The organism is Microbacterium sp. EYE_78, assembly GCF_023149035.1.
Lineage (GTDB): Bacteria > Actinomycetota > Actinomycetes > Actinomycetales > Microbacteriaceae > Microbacterium.
Map to the genome: position 1 here is coordinate 726,726 of NZ_JAHXMY010000001.1, position 17,590 is coordinate 744,315.

Here is a 17,590-nt window from a genome sequence, read left to right on the forward strand (position 1 = left end):
GAACCGCGGTGCTAGGGTGAGGCCACTTCCCGCTCAGGACGGTGATGGCGCCGCCCGCGAACCCGACCGCGGGAGGGCGGATCGCTTTCCCTGAGGAGGCCGGCGTGACCACGACACCCGTTCATCTGACTCGGCCCGACGGCAAGGGATTGGCCACCGGCACCCTCGGCCTCTGGGGCTCCACCGTCATCGGCCTCGCCTCGACGGCGCCGGTGTACTCCCTGGTCGCGACCCTGGGGTACGTCGTCCTCGCCGTCGGCGGCCAGGCGCCGATCGCGTTCGTGATCGCGTTCGTCCCGATGCTGCTCATCGCCTTCGCCTACCGGGAACTCAACAACGCCGTCCCGGACTGCGGCACGACGTTCACCTGGGGCACCAAGGCGTTCGGCCCGTGGGTGGGCTGGATGGGCGGCTGGGGCGTCGCGGTCGCAGGCATGATCGTGCTCGCGAACCTCGCCCAGATCGCCTCGGTCTACTTCTGGGCGCTGCTCGGTCAGGAGTTCGAGGAGCCCAACGACTGGCGCATCGTCCTCGTCGCCGTGGCGTTCATCGCTGCCATGACGTGGGTGTCGTGGCGCGGGGTCGAGATCGGCGAGCGCATCCAGAACGTCCTCCTCGGCGTCCAGTACCTCGCGCTGATCGTCTTCGTGGTCGCCGCGCTCACCCAGTTCTTCTCGGGGACCGCCCCGAACCCCACCGCCTTCTCCTGGGAGTGGCTGAACCCGTTCGCGTTCGGCGACTGGGGTGGGTTCGTCGAGGCGATCCTGCTCGCACTGTTCATCTACTGGGGGTGGGACACCTGCCTCGCCCTGAACGAGGAGACGAAGGACCCGAAGCGCATCCCCGGGCTCGCCGCACTCCTCACCTGCGTCCTGCTGCTGGTCACCTACGTCACCGTCACGATCGCGGCCATGATGTACGCGGGCATCGGCGAGGAGGGCACGGGGCTCGGCAACGAGGCCAACGCCGACGACTTCTTCCTCGGCATCAGGGACGGCCTGCTCGGCCCCTGGGGATGGCTGCTCGTCGTCGCCGTCCTCATCTCGGCCGTCTCCTCGACGCAGACGACCATCCTGCCGACGGCGCGCGGCACCCTCGCGATGGGCGTCTACCGTGCGCTCCCGGCCAAGTTCAAGGACGTCCACCCGCACTACAAGACGCCGTCGTTCTCGACCCTCGTCATGGGTGTCGTCGCGAGCGTCTACTACGTCGTCATGACCTCGATCAGCGATGCGATCCTGCAGGACACGATCCTCTCGCTCGGACTCGCGATCGCGTTCTACTACGCCATCACCGGGTACGCCTGCGTCTGGTACTTCCGGAAGGACCTCCGGCGCTCCGCACGCGACGCGATCTTCAAGGGCGTGTTCCCCCTCATCGGCGCACTCATGCTGACCTACGCGTTCGTCCAGTCGGCGATCGACATGCTGAGCCCGGACTACGGCTACTCGGGCACGCTGCTCGGCGTCGGTTCGACGTTCGTCGTCGGCATCGGGGCGCTCGGCATCGGCGTGATCCTCATGGTCGTGTGGTTCCTGTTCCCGCGGTCGAAACGGTTCTTCCGCGGTGAGAGCCTCAACCGCGAGACGCCGGTCCTCGTCCCCGACGACACCAGCTCGCTCCCCCGCTCGATCGACGGCGGCATCTGACCGCCCCGGAAGGAACCCTCCGCATGCGCATCCTCATCGTCGGGGCGGGAGGCGTCGGCAGCGCCGCCGCCCGCATCCTCCGCCGCCGGGACTTCTTCGAGACCGTCGCGGTCGCCGACTACGACCCTGCCCGCCCGCAGGCGCTCGTCGACGAGCTGGGCGACGAGCGCTTCGTCGCCGCGCAGGTGGATGCCTCGAGCGCCGAGTCCGTGGCATCCCTCATCCGCGAGCACTGCGCCACCCACGTGCTGAACGCCGTCGACCCCCGGTTCGTCATGCCGATCTTCGACGGCGCATTCGCGGCCGGGGCGACGTACCTCGACATGGCCATGAGCCTGTCGCAGCGGCATCCGGACCGTCCGTACGAAGAGGTGGGCGTGAAGCTCGGCGACGCGCAGTTCGCCAAGGAGCAGGAGTGGAAGGATGCCGGGCGCCTGGCGCTCGTCGGCATCGGCGTCGAGCCGGGCTTGTCGGATGTGTTCGCCCGCTACGCGGAGGACGAGCTGTTCGACGAGATCGACGAGCTGGGCGTCCGCGACGGGGCGAACCTCGTCGTCGCCGGCTACGACTTCGCGCCGTCGTTCTCGATCTGGACGACGATCGAGGAGTGCCTGAACCCGCCCGTGATCTACGAGGAGGGGAAGGGCTGGTACGTCACCGAGCCGTTCAGCGAGCCGGAGGTGTTCGACTTCCCCGAGGGGATCGGGCCGGTCGAGTGCGTCAACGTCGAGCACGAAGAGGTGCTCCTCATGCCGCGGTGGACGAAGGCCAAGCGGGTCACCTTCAAGTACGGCCTCGGCGACGAGTTCATCGAGGTGCTGCGGGTGCTGAACAAGCTCGGCCTCGACAAGACCGACCCGCTGACGGTGAAGGGCGTGCAGGTCTCGCCGCGCGACGTCGTGGCGGCTGCCCTGCCCGACCCCGCCACGATCGGCGACAAGATGAGCGGCAAGACCTGCGCGGGCGTCTGGGTGACGGGCACCGGCAAGGACGGCCAGCCGCGCTCGACGTACCTGTACCACGTGGCCGACAACGAGGAGACGATGCGCGAGGACAACTCGCAGGCCGTCGTCTGGCAGACCGCGATCAACCCGGTCATCGCGCTCGAGCTGCTCGCCCGGGGCACCTGGTCGGGCACGGGGGTGCTCGGCCCCGAGGCGTTCGACGCAAAGCCGTTCCTCGACCTGCTCGCCGCACCGAAGCCCGAGGGCTACGGCTCGCCGTGGGGCATGCGGGAGCAGCCGCATCCCGTCCCCTCCGAGGCCTGACGCGACCGGTCAGGCCTCAGCCAGCTCGGCCGCCCACGGCAGGTCCGCACCCGCTCGCGACACGGTGATGGCAGCCGCGCGCACGGCTGCGGCACCCGCGGCGGCGAGGTCGCTCTCCGACGCCGGCACACCGTGCGCGGCGAACGACACGAGCAGCGACGCCATGAACGTGTCCCCCGCGCCGATCGTGTCCACCGCCGTGACCTCGACCGCCGGCACCCGCACACGGACGTCCGAGCGAGCCAGCAGCGCACCGCGGCTGCCGAGGGTGACCACGGCGAGTTCCGGACCGAGCGCGAGCACTGCGTCGAGCGCCTCATCGGGTGCGGCGCCGGGGAACAGCCACTCGGCATCCTCGTCGCTCATCTTCACGACCTGCGAGACGCGGGCCGTCTCGGCGAAGGTCGCGAACGCGACGTCGTGCGCGCCGACGAGGGCCGGACGGATGTTGGGGTCGAAGGTGACGATGTCCGCCCCCGCCGAGGCGAGGATGTCACGGACGCTGCCGGCACCGGGCTCGAGGAAGGCTGCGATCGAACCCGTGTGCAGGATGCGGGCGGAGAGACCCTCGATGCTCGGGAGCCGGTCCCACACGATGTCGAAGTCGTATGTCGCCGAACCGTCCTCCGCCAGGTGTGCGACGGCGGTGGAGGTCCGCGGCAGGCTGGTCGACGCCGAGAGCAGCCGGACGCCGGACGCCTCCAGGTGCTCTGTGATGGTTCGGCCGCGCGCATCGGGCCCGATCTGCGTCAGCAGCGCGACATCGACGCCGCGCCGCCCGAGACCGAGCGCCACGTTCGCGGGGCTGCCGCCGACGCTCTCGCGCGCGCCGTCCGGCGTCGCCACCACGTCCATCAGCGCTTCGCCCACGACGAGCACGTCAAGGGATTCCATCGTTCTGCCTCCTCGTGGCCGCGACGCGGCAAACGCCCTCACCATACCGCTCGGCGCGTGACGCGCATCCCGCACACAGACGAGGTCCCGATCAAGCCGGGAAACGCGGTGGCGTTTCCGGCCCGATCGGGACCTCGGATGCGGTCAGCGCTTGCCGGCGATCTGGCGCGAGACGATGTCGCGCATGATCTCGTTCGTGCCGCCGTAGATGCGGTGGACGCGAGCGTCGAGGAAGGCGCGGGCGATCGGATACTCCGTGATGTAGCCGTAGCCGCCGTGGAGCTGCACGCCCGCGTCGAGCACCTCCCATTCGCGCTCGGTCGCCCAGAACTTCACCTTGGCGGCCTCCTCGGGCGACAGCTTGCCCTCACCGTAGAGCGCGATCGCGCGGTCGATGTAGGCCCACATGACGTCGACGGTCGTGACGAGGTCGGCCAGCGTGAAGCGGGTGTTCTGGAAGTCGATGATCCGCTCGCCGAAGGCCTCGCGGTCCTTCGTGTAGGCGATCGTCCACTCGACGCCGGCCTGCGCGGCGGCAGCCGCGGCGACGCCGATCGACAGTCGCTCGAGCGGGAGGTTCATCATCAGCTGGATGAAGCCCTTCCCCTCCTCGCCGCCGATGAGGTTCTCCTCGGGCACGAACACGTCGGTGAAGCTCAGCTCGGCCGTGTCGTGACCGTGGAAGCCCATCTTGTGCAGCTTCTTGCCGTGGTCGAATCCGGCCATGCCGCTTTCGAGCAGCAGCAGCGAGAACGCGTCGGGGCGGTTGCCCTCGCCCGTCTTCACGAACACGACGAAGATGTCCGCCGTTGCGCCCGAGGAGATGAACGTCTTCGCACCGTTGACGACATAGCCGCCGTCGGCCTTCTTCGCCGTCGTCTTGATGCCGCGGAGGTCCGACCCGGCTCCCGGCTCGGTCATCGCCAGCGCACCGAGGACCTCGCCAGTGGCCATGCGCGGCAGCCACTTCTGCTTCTGGGCGTCGGTGCCCATGTGGACGAGGTAGGGCACGGCGAGGTCGTCCTGGATGCCGAAGGCGCCGGCCAGCGACCCGGCACCGGCCCGGACGACCTCCTCATTGACGACCGTGCGGAAGCGGTAGTCCTGCAGCATCCCTGCGCCGCCGAACTCCTCGGGGACCGTCAGCCCGATGACACCGGCGTCGCCCGCCGCGCGCATCGTCTCGCGGTCGACCTCACCCGCCGCATCCCACTGCTCGCGCTTCTCGTTCGTGACGTAGCGCCTGATGAACTCCTTGACGACGTCGCGGAACGCCTCGTGGTCTTCGTCGTAGATGGCGCGCTCCATGCGCGGACCCCCTTCGTATCAGCGCGACGCTGCGCTCGTGGGGCGGCGTCGCCACCGTCCACTGTACGCGCGCCATGGGATCGGATGCCAGGATCGGCGCGACTCAGTGTCGACGCGGCATCCGATCGTTCCGGTCCGCAGAGATCGGGCGCCGGATCGACGACAGGATGAGAGTGGATGCCGGAGGAAGAACCATGATCACCGCACTCATCCGCCTCGTGGAGCACATCGAGGCCCATCTCGGCGAGGAGCTCGACGTCGCCGCCGTCGCCCGCGTGCACGGCACGACCGAGTACCACCTGCGCCGGATGTTCTCGTCGCTCGCGGGGATGCCGATGTCAGAGTACGTCCGGCGACGGCGGATGACGGTGGCCGCGGGCGACCTCGTCGGTGACGAGGAGCTGCTGGCCATCGCGGTGCGGTACGGCTACGGCTCCACCGAGGCGTTCGCCCGGGCGTTCCGGGCCGTGCACGGCACCGCTCCGGCCGCCGTGCGGCGTGACGGTGGTCCCCTCCGCGCACAACCGCAGCTCAGGTTCCGCCTGACCGTAGAAGGGAGCATCCCTATGGACACCCGCATCATCGATCGACCCGCCTTCCGCCTCGTTGGCCACGCCGCGCGCGTACCGCTCGTGCACCGTGGGACGAATCCCGCCATCCGGGCGCACATCACCGCACTCCCCGCGACTGAGCATGCGCGACTGAGGGAGTTGAGCGACACCGATCCGTCCGGCCTGCTCCAGGTCAGCGCCGATATCGACCCCGACTACTCCGAGGGCAGTGAGCTGACCTATCTGCACGGGGTCGCCCGGGAGGACGACAGTCCCGTGCCCGTCGACCTGGACGTCATCGAGGTGCCCGCCGGCACATGGGCGGTGTTCCGCACGATCGGCGCCTACCCCGACGCCTTGCAGACGACGTGGGCCGCGACGGCGACCGACTGGTTCCCTGCGAACCCGTGGCGGCTCCGGCAAGGCCCCTCGATCGTGTCGGTGCTGGATCGGACGGACGACTTCTCGACGGCGACGTGCGAGCTGTGGCTGCCCGTCGAGCGCGACGCTCAGCCGTAGTCGGGGGCGGGCTCGAGCCCGAAGAACTCCTCGAGGGTGCGGAAGCCGCCCTCGGCGTACGCGGCGGCGAGCTCGCGTCCGATGAACCGGAGGTGCCACGGCTCCGCCGAGTACCCGGTGGTGTCGGTGTGGCCTTCCTCGTAGCGGACGACGAACCCGTAGCGCCAGGCGTTCTCGGCGATCCAATCGGACTGCGGCGTCCCGCCGAAGCCGTCATGGTCGCCGCATCCCGAATCGCACGCCACGACGTCCACGGCGAGCCCGGTCTGGTGCTCGCTGTGCCCGGGGCGGGCGCTGCGGAGGTCCGCCGCCTCGCGGCCGCGCATGCCGACGTACCGGTTGTAGGTGTCGACCTGGAAGTCGTAGGGCCGGAATCCGCTGCTCACGCCGATCGTGCCCGCGGCATCCCGCACATCCGCCGAGAGCTCGTCGAGCGCGGCGGCCGTCTGGTCGAGCAACCAGCCGCCAGCGATGATGCGCGTGTCCTGCGGGCGGGCCTGCGGCGTCGGCCAGTAGTCGATCGGGTCGAGCGCGTGACGCTTGTTCGCCACGACCCAGACACGGCCGGCCTCGTGCAGGTCGATGCACGGCGCATCCCCGCCGGCGACGGCAGCACGGAACGCCCCTCCCCCGCCGAACGCCGCGATCACGTCGGCGTCGCTCCCGGCCTCGAGGGCCGCAGCGACCTCGTCGGTCTCGCAGACGGGCACCTGCGCTGCGGGGGTGGCGGTCGGGGCTTCCTCGGGGGTGTCGGCCTCTTCCGTTGCGACGGTCGGGGTGGGGGTGGATGCCGGCTCGGCGACAGCCTCGTCCTGCGACAGCGCGCGGGGCACCATGACGGCGATCGTGACGATCATCGCGGACGTGAGCGTGAGGATGACGAGCGCCCGCCGGCGACGCCGCGCGCGGAGGACACGCCGCCGCGCGGCGCTCCTCGTGTCGGACATACCCCCATCCTCTCAGCCGTCGACAGCGTCCGCCGTGTTCGCCTCGACGCCGTGTCCCGTTGACAGACATTCGAACCTGTGTTCGAATCGACGATATGCGGTGGCAGGGTCAGGACATCTCGACTGTCGACGTCAATGCGCTGCCGGGCCTCGAATCGGTGGGCGGACTGGTTCGATCCGTCACGACACCGGAGTTCGCGGGGATGACCTTCCACGAGGTCGTCGCCAAGTCCGCGCTCAACCACGTTCCGAGCTCGTCGCCCATGCCGTTCTCGTGGACGGTGAACCCCTATCGCGGCTGCTCGCATGCATGCGCCTACTGCCTCGATCCCGAGACGCTGGTCATGACAGCCGATGGCCGGCACCGGCGTCTCGCCGACGTGCGGGTCGGGGATGAGCTCATGGGCACGCGACTCGACGGCCCGTACCGGCGCTACACCGCGTCGACCGTTCGAGCCGTGTGGCCGACGAGAAAGCGCGCCTATCGGATCACGCTCGCCGACGGCACCACGATCGTCGCCAGTGGCGATCATCGATTCCTCACCGACCGCGGGTGGAAATACGTGACGGGCACGGGCTCCGGCGCAGGACGACGGCCGCATCTGACGACGGCGAACCGTCTGCAGGGATTCGGGATCGGCGCTCCGCCCAGCACGAGCTCATACGCGGAGGATCCCGAATTCGAACGCGGCTATCTCAGCGGCATGATCCGCGGCGACGGCATGATCTTCCACGCGACCTACGCCGACGCGAAGCGCGTCCGCACCGTCCATCGCTTCCGACTCGCCCTGGCAGACGGGGAAGCGTTGGATCGCACGCGTCGATACCTCGAGAACGCCGGCATCCCGACCTCCGAGCGCGCGTTCACTCCGGCCACCCGGGTCCGCCGGGCGATGACGGCGATCCACACCGCTCGCGGAGGCGACGTCGCGGCGATCGAGACGATCGTCGCCCAGCCCGCGGAACCGTCGCCGGCATGGCGGGCGGGTTTTCTCTCAGGAGTATTCGACGCTGAGGGCTCGTGCTCGCGCGGCATCCTCCGCCTCGTCAACACCGACGAACACCTGCTCGAGACCGTCGCCACGTCGCTGCATCATCTCGGCGTACGGTTCGTCTGGGAGCCCCGTCGTCCAAGCGGCGTCGCCGCGATCAGGGTGGCGGGCGGCCTGCCCTCGCGCGACCGGTTCTTCCGCATCACGACCCCGGCAATCACGCGCAAGCTGTCCCTGATCGGAGCGGCCGTGAAGACGGTGACCGATCTGACGGTGGTCTCGATCGTCGACATCGGGGAGAGGGATCTCATCGACATCTCCACCGACACGCAGGACTTCGTCGCGGCCGGCGTCATCAGTCACAACTGCTTCGCCCGCAACACGCACACGTACCTCGACCTCGACGCCGGCGCGGACTTCGACTCCCAGATCGTCGTCAAGGTCAACGTCGCCGAGGTGCTCGCCCGCGAACTGGCGAAGCCGTCGTGGCGGCATGAGCCGGTGGCACTCGGAACCAACACCGATCCGTACCAGCGCGCCGAAGGCCGCTACCGGCTGATGCCGGGCATCATCGACGCGCTCACGTCGAGCGGCACGCCGTTCTCGATCCTCACGAAGGGCACCCTCCTTCGACGGGACCTCCCGCTGTTGACGGATGCCGCGGCCCACGTCCCGATCCACATCGCCATGTCGATCGCGATCCCTCACGAGCCTCTCCGGCAGTTGCTCGAACCCGGTGCGCCGAGCTTCCAAGCGCGGCTCGACACCGTGAAGGCGGCCACCGATGCCGGGTTCACCGTCACCGTCTTCCTCATGCCCATCGTCCCCCACCTGACCGACGGGGTCGACGTGCTCGACGACGCGATCCGGCGGATCGCAGCCTCGGGAGCGCAGCGCGTCGTGTTCGGAGCGCTGCACCTGCGACCGGGCGCGAAGGAGTGGTTCTGGCAGTGGCTGGAGCGCGAGTGTCCGGATCTCGTGCCGGCCTACCGCGGCCTGTACCCGGGAGTCTCCGTGTCGGCTCCGAAGGGCTACCGCTCGTGGCTGTCCGCGCGCGTGCGCCCGCTGCTGCAACGACACGGCCTGCACGGGCGGTTGGAGGAGGAAGACCTCCCGCCGCGGGGGTCTCGTCCGGGACCGGTCCGGACGACGGGGCCGGTCATGAAGACCGCGACGCGCGAGCAGGCCGCCGCGATGCTGTTCTGACTCAGTCGTCCGCGATGAGGCGCTTGCCGAGCACGGATGTCGCGTCGCGCTCGTACCCGATGCCGTCGTAGAACCCTGTGACGTCGTTGCCCTCGCGGACCATGAGCATCACCTTCGGGCAGCCGAGCGCCTGGAGCCGGCGCTCGGCCTCGGCGACCAGCATCCGCCCGATCCCCTCCCCGCGCCGCTCCGCCGAGGTCGCGAGGTAGTAGAGCCACCCGCGGTGTCCGTCGTAGCCCGCCATCACCGCGCCCACCACGGCGCCGTCGTCGACGGCGATCAGCAGCAGATCCGGCCAGACGGCGCGCGCACGTGCGATGTCGCGGCGCGGATCATTCCAGGGACGGGTCAGCCCCGCCTGTTGCCAGAGCGAGACCACCTGCTCGACGTCGGGATCACGGAGCGGGCGGAGGACGACCGGCATCCGACCACCCTATCGACGCCGCTGCAGGCGTAGAGTGCGTCTCGGGGAAGATCGCCGAGCTTTGGGGGAGCGGATGATCAGTCACGTCGTCGTGATCGGCGCGGGCATCGTGGGGCTCGCGACAGCGCAGGAGTTCGCCGCGCGCGGGCACCGGGTGACCGTGCTCGAGAAAGAAGCGGGCGTCGCCGCGCATCAGACCGGCAACAACTCGGGTGTCATCCATTCGGGGCTCTACTACGCGCCCGGCAGCCTCAAGGCCCGCTTCGCGGCGGCCGGCGCCCAGTCGATGCGGTCGTTCGCGGCCGAGCACGGCGTGACCGTCGACGTGTGCGGCAAGCTCGTCGTCGCCACCGACGAGTCGCAGCTCGGTCGCCTGCGCGATCTGCACGCGCGGGGCGTCGCCAACGGCGTGCCGTGCCGGCTGATCTCGGCGGGCGAGGCGCGCGACTACGAACCGCACGTCCGGGCGGTCGCCGCGCTCCGGGTCGAGACCACGGGCATCGTCGATTACCGGGGTGTCTGCGAGGCCCTGCGTGGCCTCATCGAGGCGGACGGCGGGGCGATCCGCTTCGGGCAGGGGGTCACCGGCATCCGTGACACCGGTTCGGGTGTCATCGTGACCACGGATGCGGACGAGATCGCCGCCGACCTGCTCGTGAACTGCGCGGGGCTGCACAGCGACCGCATCGCACGACTCGCCGGGCTGCGACCCGATGTGCGGATCGTCCCGTTCCGTGGCGAGTACTTCACGCTCACACGGGACGCCGAGCAACTCGTGCGAGGCCTCATCTACCCCGTCCCCGACCCGGCGTTCCCCTTCCTCGGCGTGCACTTCACGCGGATGTTCGACGGCACGGTGCACGCCGGACCCAACGCGGTGCTGGCCCTCGCCCGCGAGGGCTACACCTGGGGCGATGTCGATCCGCGAGACGTGGCGGACAGCGCGCTGTGGCCGGGGCTGTGGCGGCTCGGCGGGAAGTACTGGCGCACCGGGATCGACGAAGTGCGGCGCTCGCTGTCGAAACGGCGCTTCACGGCCAGTCTCAACGAGCTCATCCCCGACCTCGCGGCCAACCAGCTGCGTCCGACGCACGCGGGCGTCCGCGCCCAGGCGATCCGCCGCGACGGCAGCATGGTCGACGACTTCCACATCGAGCGCGGCCCGCGGCAGGTCCACGTGCTGAACGCACCGTCGCCCGCCGCGACGGCCGCGCTCGAGATCGGGAGGTCCATCGCCGACGAACTCGCGCCGGCGCCCCGATGAGGCTTACGCGTCGACGTTCGCGGCCTGGCGGCCGCTGAGCTCTTCGAGCACATCGTCGCCGGCGCGGACCTCCTCGAACGGGGCGTCGATCTCGGCACGCTCGAGCATCTCCGTCATGCGACGACGACGCTGACGCGTGATGAGCGTGACGACCGTGCCGGAGCGCCCGGCGCGGCCGGTGCGACCCGAGCGGTGCGTGTAGGTCTTGTACTCGTCGGGGGCGTCGGCCTGGACGACCAGATCGATGTCGTCGACGTGGATGCCGCGGGCCGCCACATCCGTCGCGACCAGCACGTTGACCTTGCCGTCGGTGAGGCGCTGCAGGTTGCGGGTCCGCTTGGCCTGGTTGAGGTCGCCGTGCAGGGCGACGGCGGCGATCCCGGCATCCTCGAACTGCTCGACGAGCATCTCGGAGAAGGCGCGCGTCCGTGTGAAGACGAGCGTCTTGCCGTCGCGGTCGACGAGCGAGGCGAGGATCTCGGCCTTGTCGCGGTGATCGATGACGAGCACGCGGTGATCGATCGTGCCGGTCTCCTGCGTCTCACCGGCCACCTCGTAGACGGCCGGGTCGACGAGGAACTCGTCGACGAGCGCGGCGACCTCGCGGTCGAGCGTCGCAGAGAAGAGCAGCTTCTGCGCATCGTCCTGCACGAGGCGGAGGATCCGCTGCATCGGCTCGAGGAAGCCGAGCTCGCTCATGTGATCGGCCTCGTCGAGGACGACGATCCCGACCTCGGAGAGGTCGAGCTTGCCCTGCTTCTCGAGGTCCTCGATGCGACCGGGGGTGCCGATCACGATGTCGACGCCCTTCTTCAGCGCGCCGACCTGGCGCCCCTGCGGGACGCCGCCGTACACCTGCGTGGTGAACAGGCCCACGCTCTGCGCGAGCTCCTGCACGGTGCGGTCGATCTGCAGCGCGAGCTCACGCGTCGGCGCGAGGATGAGCGCCTGCGGCGAGCGACCCCACGCACGGCGCTTGCCGGCCTGACCGCGCAGCACGCGCTCGACGAGGGGGGCACCGAACGCGATCGTCTTGCCCGAGCCGGTGCGGCCCCGGGCGAGCACGTCGCGCCCCTCGAGGATCGGGCGGACCGTGGCCGCCTGGATCGGGAACGGGCTCGACGCGCCGAGGCCCTCGAGGGTCCGGACGATGTTCTGGCCGAGCCCGAGGTCGGCGAACGATGCCTGCTCGACGGATGCGGCATCCACCGCTTCGGCCTGCAGTCGCTCGTGCACGACGTCGACGTGGTCCTGGTGCGCCTTCGCCTTCTCGGCCGCGTTCCAGTCGGATCGGTTCGCACGCTCGTCCCGACGGGGACGGTCGTCGAACGAACGAGCCGGACGGTCGCTCCGGTCGAACCGGGGACGGTCGCCCCGGTCGTCCCGACGCGGACGGTCATCGAACGAACGAGCCGGACGGTCGTCGCGACGCGGACGGTCGTCGAACGAACGGGCCGGACGGTCGTTCCGGTCGAACCGGGGACGGTCGCCCCGGTCATCCCGACGCGGACGGTCGTCGAACGAACGGGCCGGACGGTCGTTCCGGTCGTACCGGGGACGGTCGCCCCGGTCATCCCGACGCGGACGGTCGTCGAACGAACGGGCCGGACGGTCGTTCCGGTCGTAACTCCTCACCTCCGCGCCCGAACGGCGCGGATCGGTCCCGCGGGCAGGGCGCCGCGCCGAATCTGAGGAGTTGCTGCTCGCGCTCCGGTCGAACCGGGGACGCTCGCCCCGGTCATCCCGACGCGGACGGTCATCGAACGAACGGGCCGGACGCTCGTTCCGATCGAACCGGGGACGCTCGCCCCGATCATCGCGACGCGGACGGTCGTCGGACCGGTCGCCGCGGGCGTGCGAGCGGATGCCGCGGGCCTCGGCACGACCGGCGCGGTCCTGCTCCGTCCAACGGCCCTTCGAGGCCGCGCCCTCTTCGGGTGCACGGTAGCCGCGGTGGTTCGGGCTCTTGCTGCCGGCGGTGCCGGCGGACGACTGGCCGGGGCGGCGCTTCGCGTCCTGGTAGGAGGTCTTCTTGCCGTATCGGGGCTCGAAGTTCTGCGCGCGGCCGCCGGCCGGCTTCTTGTTCTTGGGCATGCGTGTGTCTTCCTGAGTTCTCGCACCACAACAGCGCCGTGCGCACGCACGGACATACCCGGACTTCCGTCGGCCGGGGGCCATTCCAGTAACTGGTTCCGAAACCGCGGATCGGGTTTCGAGATCGGCCCCGAGGACTACACAGGATGCCCGCGCACAGCGCGGTGTCCTCCGCCGACCGGCCCAGACTACCGGAGCACCCTGGGAACCCGCCCGTCGATACGCTGGCCGCATGGCCGCCGATCCCACCGGAACCCGCTTCTCCCTGCACGCCGGCGCCGTCACGGCGCAGATCACCGAGGTCGGGGCATCCCTCCGCGCCCTCCGCGTCGGCGACGTCGACCTCGTGCCCGACTATCCCGACGGCGTGCCCACCCCCGCCGCGTGCGGCGTGGTCCTCGTCCCGTGGCCCAACCGCATCCGCGACGGCCGGTGGACCGATGACGGCGAGGAGCGGCAGCTGGCGATCTCCGAACCGAAGCTCGGCAATGCGTCGCACGGTCTGCTCCGTTTCGCCGCGTACCGCGTCACGGAGCAGACGGATGCCGCGATCACCCTCGCGGCGCAGGTGTTCCCCCAGACCGGGTATCCGTACCACCTCGACACCCGCGTGACGTATCGCCTCACCGGCAGCGGGGTCTCCGTCGAGCACGCGATCACGAACGTCGGCGACGGTGACGCGCCGGTGGCCGTCGGCACCCACCCGTACTTCCGCATCTCCGACGTCGACACCGCCGATCTGTCGCTGCAGCTCGATGCGAGCACCTGGTTCCGCCTCGACGAGCAGAGCATCCCGGTGGCCGAGGAGACCATCGACCCTGCGCACGACCTACGCGCGCCGCGTCGGGTCGGTGAGCTGTCGCTCGATGCGGCGTTCACGGGCATCCCCCGCACCGATGGCCGGATCGCCGCGCACCTCGTCGCACCCGACGGACGTCGCGTCAGCGTGTGGGCGGGCGAGGGCTTCGACTACGTGCAGCTCTTCACGACCGATCGCTTCGCGGGGCACGACGTCGCGGTGGCCATCGAGCCGATGACCGCACCCGCCGACGCGTTCAACTCCGGCCGCGACCTGCGCCGCCTGGCGCCCGGTGAGACGTGGACGCTCGAGTGGGGCGCCGACCTCGTCGACGCCCCCTGACGATCAGCGCTGCTGGTCGTCGGGCTGCGGGTCGGACGACTGCTCCCCGGGCGACTGCTCGCCGGTCGACTGCTGGTCGTCACGGCCGGGAGCAGGGATCTCGACGTCCGGCGACTCCTCGATGACGAGCGCCGTGTCGACCGCGGCCGCACCGGTCACCGTGGCGGCCGCCGCGCTCTCGCGTCGCGCTCGGCGCGAGGCCGGCACCGAGACGGCTGCCCCGTCGGGGGTGGGTACGACCTCCTCGCCGCGCCCCGCGGCACGGCGCTCCTTCGCCCCTTCGACGAGGTTGTAGAGCGCCGGCAGCACCAGCAGCGTCAGCACGGTCGACGAGACGAGGCCGCCGATCACGACGAGGGCGAGCGGCTGCGAGATGAACCCGCCGTGCCCCGTGATGCCGAGGGCCATGGGCGTCAGGGCGAAGATCGTCGCCAGCGCCGTCATGAGGATCGGCCGCAGTCGTCGCGCACCACCCGCGAGCACGGCCTCGGGCGTCGACAGCCCCTTCTCGCGGTACTGGTTGACGAGGTCGATGAGGACGATCGCATTCGTCACGACGATGCCGACCAGCATCAGCACGCCGATGAGCGAGGCGACGCCGAGCGGGACGCCGGAGACGATCTGCAGCAGGATGGCGCCCGTCGCCGCGAAGGGCACCGACACCAGCAGCAGGATCGGCTGGCGCAGCGACTTGAAGGTCGCGACCATGACGATGTAGACGATGAGGATCGCCGCGAGGATCGCGAGGCCCAGCTGGGCGAACGCGTCCTGCTGCTGGGTGACGACACCGCCGATCTCGGCATCCGCTCCGTCGGGCAGATCGACGTCGGCGAGCGCGGTGGTGACGGTGGCCGACGATGCGTTCAGATCGTCGGAGCTGGGGGTGACGGTGACGGATGCCGTGCGCTGGCCGCGCTCGCTCGTGATCGAGGCGGGGCCCTCGGACTCCTCGACGGTGGCGACCTCGTCGAGGCGGACGAGGCCGTTCGCACTCGCGATCTCGAGGGCGCGCAGCTCGCCGATCGTCTGCGGGATGTCCTCGGCCTGCAGGTAGACGGTGAGCGACGCGTCGTCGATCTCGACGGTGCCGATCTGCCGCGGCTGCATCGTGTTCGACACGAGCCCGCCGACGGCGACCTCGGAGAGGCCGAGCGCTGCGGCATCCTCACGGTCGACCGTGACCGAGACGAAGGGGAGGGATGCCGAGAGGTTCGAGTCGACCTGCTCGACGCCGTCCGCGTCCTCGAGTGCGTTCACGACCTGGTCGGTCGCGTCGCGGAGCACGCCCGCGTCGGGGGCGGTCACGTTCACCTCGATGTCGGTCGACCCGAAGCCGCCCTGCGATGCGGCGACGGAGATCTCCCCGGCGTCGTCGAGGTCGGCGAGGGCGTCCTGCACGTCCGCGCGCACCTGCTCCTGATCGGCGTCCGTGTCGGTGGTGATCGAGTAGGTGATGCCCGCACCGCCACCCGAGAACGCGTCGCGCAGCTCGGACCCGCTCGAGCCGATGGAGGTCTGCACCGTCTCGATCCCGTCGACGCCGAGGAGCACGTCCTCAACCCGCTCGGCGGCGGCATCCTGCGCGTCGAGCGACGCGGTGTCGCCGATGTTCTGCGTGACGGTGAAGGTGTTCTGGCCCGAGTCGCCGAGGAAGTTCACCTTCATGAGCGGTGCCGCCGCGATCGTGCCGGCGAGGACGAGCACCGCGAGCACGAGGGTCACGGCCGAGTGGCGGAGGGTCCAGCGCAGGACGGGCAGGTAGCTCTTCTGCAGGCGGGAGGGCGGCGCCGCCGGGTCCTCGGGGTCGATCGCGCGGCCGCGCTCGTCGAGCACCGGCTTGCCGGGGCGCAGGAACCAGTACGCGAGGACCGGGACGATCGTGAGCGAGACGAACAGCGACGCGAGCATCGCGATCGTGACCGTCAGCGCGAAGGGGCGGAACAGCTCCCCCGTCAGATCGCCGACGAACGCGATCGGCAGGAACACGGCGACGGTCGTGAGGGTGGATGCCGTGATCGCCGCCGCGACCTCGCGCACCGCGAGCAGGATGGACGCGCGCTTGTCGGCGTCCCCGACGTAGTGGCGCTTGATGTTCTCGATGACCACGATCGAGTCGTCGACGACGCGGCCGATGGCGATCGTCAGTGCTCCGAGCGTGAGGATGTTGAGCGAGTAGCCGAACGCCTGGATCCCCACGAACGTGATGAGCACGCTGGTCGGGATCGAGATGGCGGTCACCAGGGTCGAGCGCACCGAGAGCAGGAAGACCAGGATGACGATGACCGCGAACGCGAGGCCGAGGAGCCCTTCCTGCGCGAGCGCCTCGATCGACTGCTCGATGTACGGGGCCTGATCGAAGACGACGGTGACCTCTGTCCCGCCGCCGAGCGACTCCTGCAGCTCGGGGATGAGCGCCGTCACGAGGTTCGAGACCTCGACGGTGTTCGCGGCCGGGAGCTTCGTGATCGAGACGGTGAGCGCCGGCTCGCCGTCGACCCGCGAGATGGAGGCGATGGGGTCCTCGGCCAGCGACACGTCCGCGACGTCGCCGACGGTCACCGCCCCCGCGGCGAACTGGTCGGCGTCGGTGGGGACGAGCGGCAGCGCCGCGATCTCGTCGGTCGAGGTGATCTTCGTGCCGGTCTGGACGGTGAGGGTCTGGTCGCCCTCGTCCACCGTGCCGCCCGGGAACAGCACGCCGTTCTGGTCGAGCGCATCGGTGATGGCTGCCTGCGTGTAGCCGCGTTCGGCGAGTGCCGCCTGGTCGGGGACGATCGTCACCCGCGCGGTCTGCCCGCCGACGATCTGCGCGGCGGCGACACCGTCGACGTCTTCGATGTCGGGCACGACGCTGTTCTCGAGGCGGTTCTGCACCGCGTCGGCGTCGTCGAAGCCGGTGACCGCGAGCGAGATGACCGGCAGGTCGTCGGTCGAGAACGCCAGGACGCTCGTGTCGATGCCGTCCGGCAGCGAGTCGTCGATGCGGCCGATCGCCTGCGTGATCTTCTGCTCGGCCGTCGCGAGGTTCGTGCCGTAGGCGAAGGACGCCTGGATGATGGACGCGTTCGTCGTGCTGGTCGCGGACGTCGACTCGAGGTCGGGCACGGCTTGGATCGCCTGCTCGATGGGCGTGGACACGTCGTTGTTCACGACGTCGGGCGATGCGCCCGGGTAGGTCGTGAGGATCGACAGCTGGGGCAGCTCGATCGGGGGGATCAGCTCCTGCTTCAGATTCGTCAGCGCCAGCCCCCCGAAGATCGCGGCGACGATCGTGATCAGGGCGATGAGGGCGCGGTTCTTCAGGCTCAGGACGGCGAGGTGAGACAACGAGGG

Annotated in this window: 12 protein-coding genes; 6 read left to right on the forward strand and 6 right to left on the reverse strand. The window is 70.2% G+C overall.

Annotation, left to right across the window (positions count from 1 at the left end):
- Positions 1 to 104: 104 nt before the first annotated feature.
- Together KZX17_RS03445 and KZX17_RS03450 are read left to right on the forward strand one after the other, a co-directional pair.
- Positions 105 to 1,649, forward strand: coding sequence for an APC family permease (locus KZX17_RS03445; protein WP_248170743.1), 1,545 nt, complete (start codon positions 105 to 107; stop codon positions 1,647 to 1,649).
- A gap of 23 nt (positions 1,650 to 1,672) precedes the next feature.
- A complete protein-coding gene (locus KZX17_RS03450; protein ID WP_248170742.1) occupies positions 1,673 to 2,917 on the forward strand; it encodes a saccharopine dehydrogenase family protein in 1,245 nt (414 codons plus the stop codon).
- Between the two features lie 9 nt (positions 2,918 to 2,926).
- Here KZX17_RS03450 and KZX17_RS03455 read toward each other — a convergent pair whose 3' ends face one another.
- Entirely contained in the window at positions 2,927 to 3,811 is an 885-nt protein-coding gene (locus KZX17_RS03455) for a PfkB family carbohydrate kinase (RefSeq protein ID WP_248170741.1), read from the reverse strand.
- 144 nt (positions 3,812 to 3,955) lie between these two features.
- The gene (locus KZX17_RS03460; protein WP_248170740.1) at positions 3,956 to 5,119 is read right to left on the reverse strand and encodes an acyl-CoA dehydrogenase family protein; all 1,164 of its coding nucleotides are present in this window, start codon (positions 5,117 to 5,119) and stop codon (positions 3,956 to 3,958) included.
- A 194-nt stretch (positions 5,120 to 5,313) separates the two neighbouring features.
- Here KZX17_RS03460 and KZX17_RS03465 point away from each other — a divergent pair, with 194 nt between their 5' ends.
- Entirely contained in the window at positions 5,314 to 6,189 is an 876-nt protein-coding gene (locus tag KZX17_RS03465) for an AraC family transcriptional regulator (RefSeq protein WP_248170739.1), read from the forward strand.
- On the opposite strand, the gene KZX17_RS03470 is transcribed toward KZX17_RS03465, so the two are convergent.
- On the reverse strand, positions 6,180 to 7,136 hold the full coding sequence (locus KZX17_RS03470) for a M15 family metallopeptidase (RefSeq protein ID WP_248170738.1): 957 nt from the start codon (positions 7,134 to 7,136) through the stop codon (positions 6,180 to 6,182). The two genes, KZX17_RS03465 and KZX17_RS03470, sit on opposite strands and share 10 nt — an antisense overlap.
- Positions 7,137 to 7,231: 95 nt before the next feature.
- Between KZX17_RS03470 and KZX17_RS03475 the strand changes: the two genes are divergently transcribed.
- Positions 7,232 to 9,334 (forward strand): intein-containing Rv2578c family radical SAM protein, encoded by a 2,103-nt coding sequence (locus KZX17_RS03475; RefSeq protein ID WP_248170737.1) that lies wholly within the window; start codon positions 7,232 to 7,234, stop codon positions 9,332 to 9,334.
- Between the two features lies 1 nt (position 9,335).
- On the opposite strand, the gene KZX17_RS03480 is transcribed toward KZX17_RS03475, so the two are convergent.
- A complete protein-coding gene (locus KZX17_RS03480) occupies positions 9,336 to 9,758 on the reverse strand; it encodes a GNAT family acetyltransferase (protein ID WP_248170736.1) in 423 nt (140 codons plus the stop codon).
- A 73-nt stretch (positions 9,759 to 9,831) separates the two neighbouring features.
- On the opposite strand from KZX17_RS03480, the gene lhgO reads away from it, so the two are divergent.
- Positions 9,832 to 11,022, forward strand: coding sequence for an L-2-hydroxyglutarate oxidase (gene lhgO / locus KZX17_RS03485; RefSeq protein ID WP_248170735.1), 1,191 nt, complete (start codon positions 9,832 to 9,834; stop codon positions 11,020 to 11,022).
- A gap of 3 nt (positions 11,023 to 11,025) precedes the next feature.
- On the opposite strand, the gene KZX17_RS03490 is transcribed toward lhgO, so the two are convergent.
- Positions 11,026 to 13,116 (reverse strand): DEAD/DEAH box helicase, encoded by a 2,091-nt coding sequence (locus tag KZX17_RS03490; RefSeq protein WP_248170734.1) that lies wholly within the window; start codon positions 13,114 to 13,116, stop codon positions 11,026 to 11,028.
- A gap of 232 nt (positions 13,117 to 13,348) precedes the next feature.
- Here KZX17_RS03490 and KZX17_RS03495 point away from each other — a divergent pair, with 232 nt between their 5' ends.
- Positions 13,349 to 14,257 carry an aldose 1-epimerase family protein gene (locus KZX17_RS03495; RefSeq protein ID WP_248170733.1) on the forward strand — a complete coding sequence of 303 codons (909 nt, stop codon included), beginning with the start codon at positions 13,349 to 13,351 and terminating at the stop codon, positions 14,255 to 14,257.
- A 3-nt stretch (positions 14,258 to 14,260) separates the two neighbouring features.
- Here the strand turns inward: KZX17_RS03495 and KZX17_RS03500 are convergent, their stop codons facing one another.
- On the reverse strand, positions 14,261 to 17,584 hold the full coding sequence (locus KZX17_RS03500) for an efflux RND transporter permease subunit (protein WP_248170732.1): 3,324 nt from the start codon (positions 17,582 to 17,584) through the stop codon (positions 14,261 to 14,263).
- Positions 17,585 to 17,590 lie beyond the last annotated feature (6 nt).

Coding starts and splice junctions, on each gene's coding strand:
- KZX17_RS03450 (WP_248170742.1), top strand. CDS start 1,673: ATGCGCATCCTCATCGTCGGGGCGGGAGGCGTCGGCAGCGCCGCCGCC.
- KZX17_RS03455 (WP_248170741.1), bottom strand. CDS start 3,811: ATGGAATCCCTTGACGTGCTCGTCGTGGGCGAAGCGCTGATGGACGTG.
- KZX17_RS03460 (WP_248170740.1), bottom strand. CDS start 5,119: ATGGAGCGCGCCATCTACGACGAAGACCACGAGGCGTTCCGCGACGTC.
- KZX17_RS03465 (WP_248170739.1), top strand. CDS start 5,314: ATGATCACCGCACTCATCCGCCTCGTGGAGCACATCGAGGCCCATCTC.
- KZX17_RS03470 (WP_248170738.1), bottom strand. CDS start 7,136: ATGTCCGACACGAGGAGCGCCGCGCGGCGGCGTGTCCTCCGCGCGCGG.
- KZX17_RS03475 (WP_248170737.1), top strand. CDS start 7,232: ATGCGGTGGCAGGGTCAGGACATCTCGACTGTCGACGTCAATGCGCTG.
- KZX17_RS03480 (WP_248170736.1), bottom strand. CDS start 9,758: ATGCCGGTCGTCCTCCGCCCGCTCCGTGATCCCGACGTCGAGCAGGTG.
- lhgO (WP_248170735.1), top strand. CDS start 9,832: ATGATCAGTCACGTCGTCGTGATCGGCGCGGGCATCGTGGGGCTCGCG.
- KZX17_RS03490 (WP_248170734.1), bottom strand. CDS start 13,116: ATGCCCAAGAACAAGAAGCCGGCCGGCGGCCGCGCGCAGAACTTCGAG.
- KZX17_RS03495 (WP_248170733.1), top strand. CDS start 13,349: ATGGCCGCCGATCCCACCGGAACCCGCTTCTCCCTGCACGCCGGCGCC.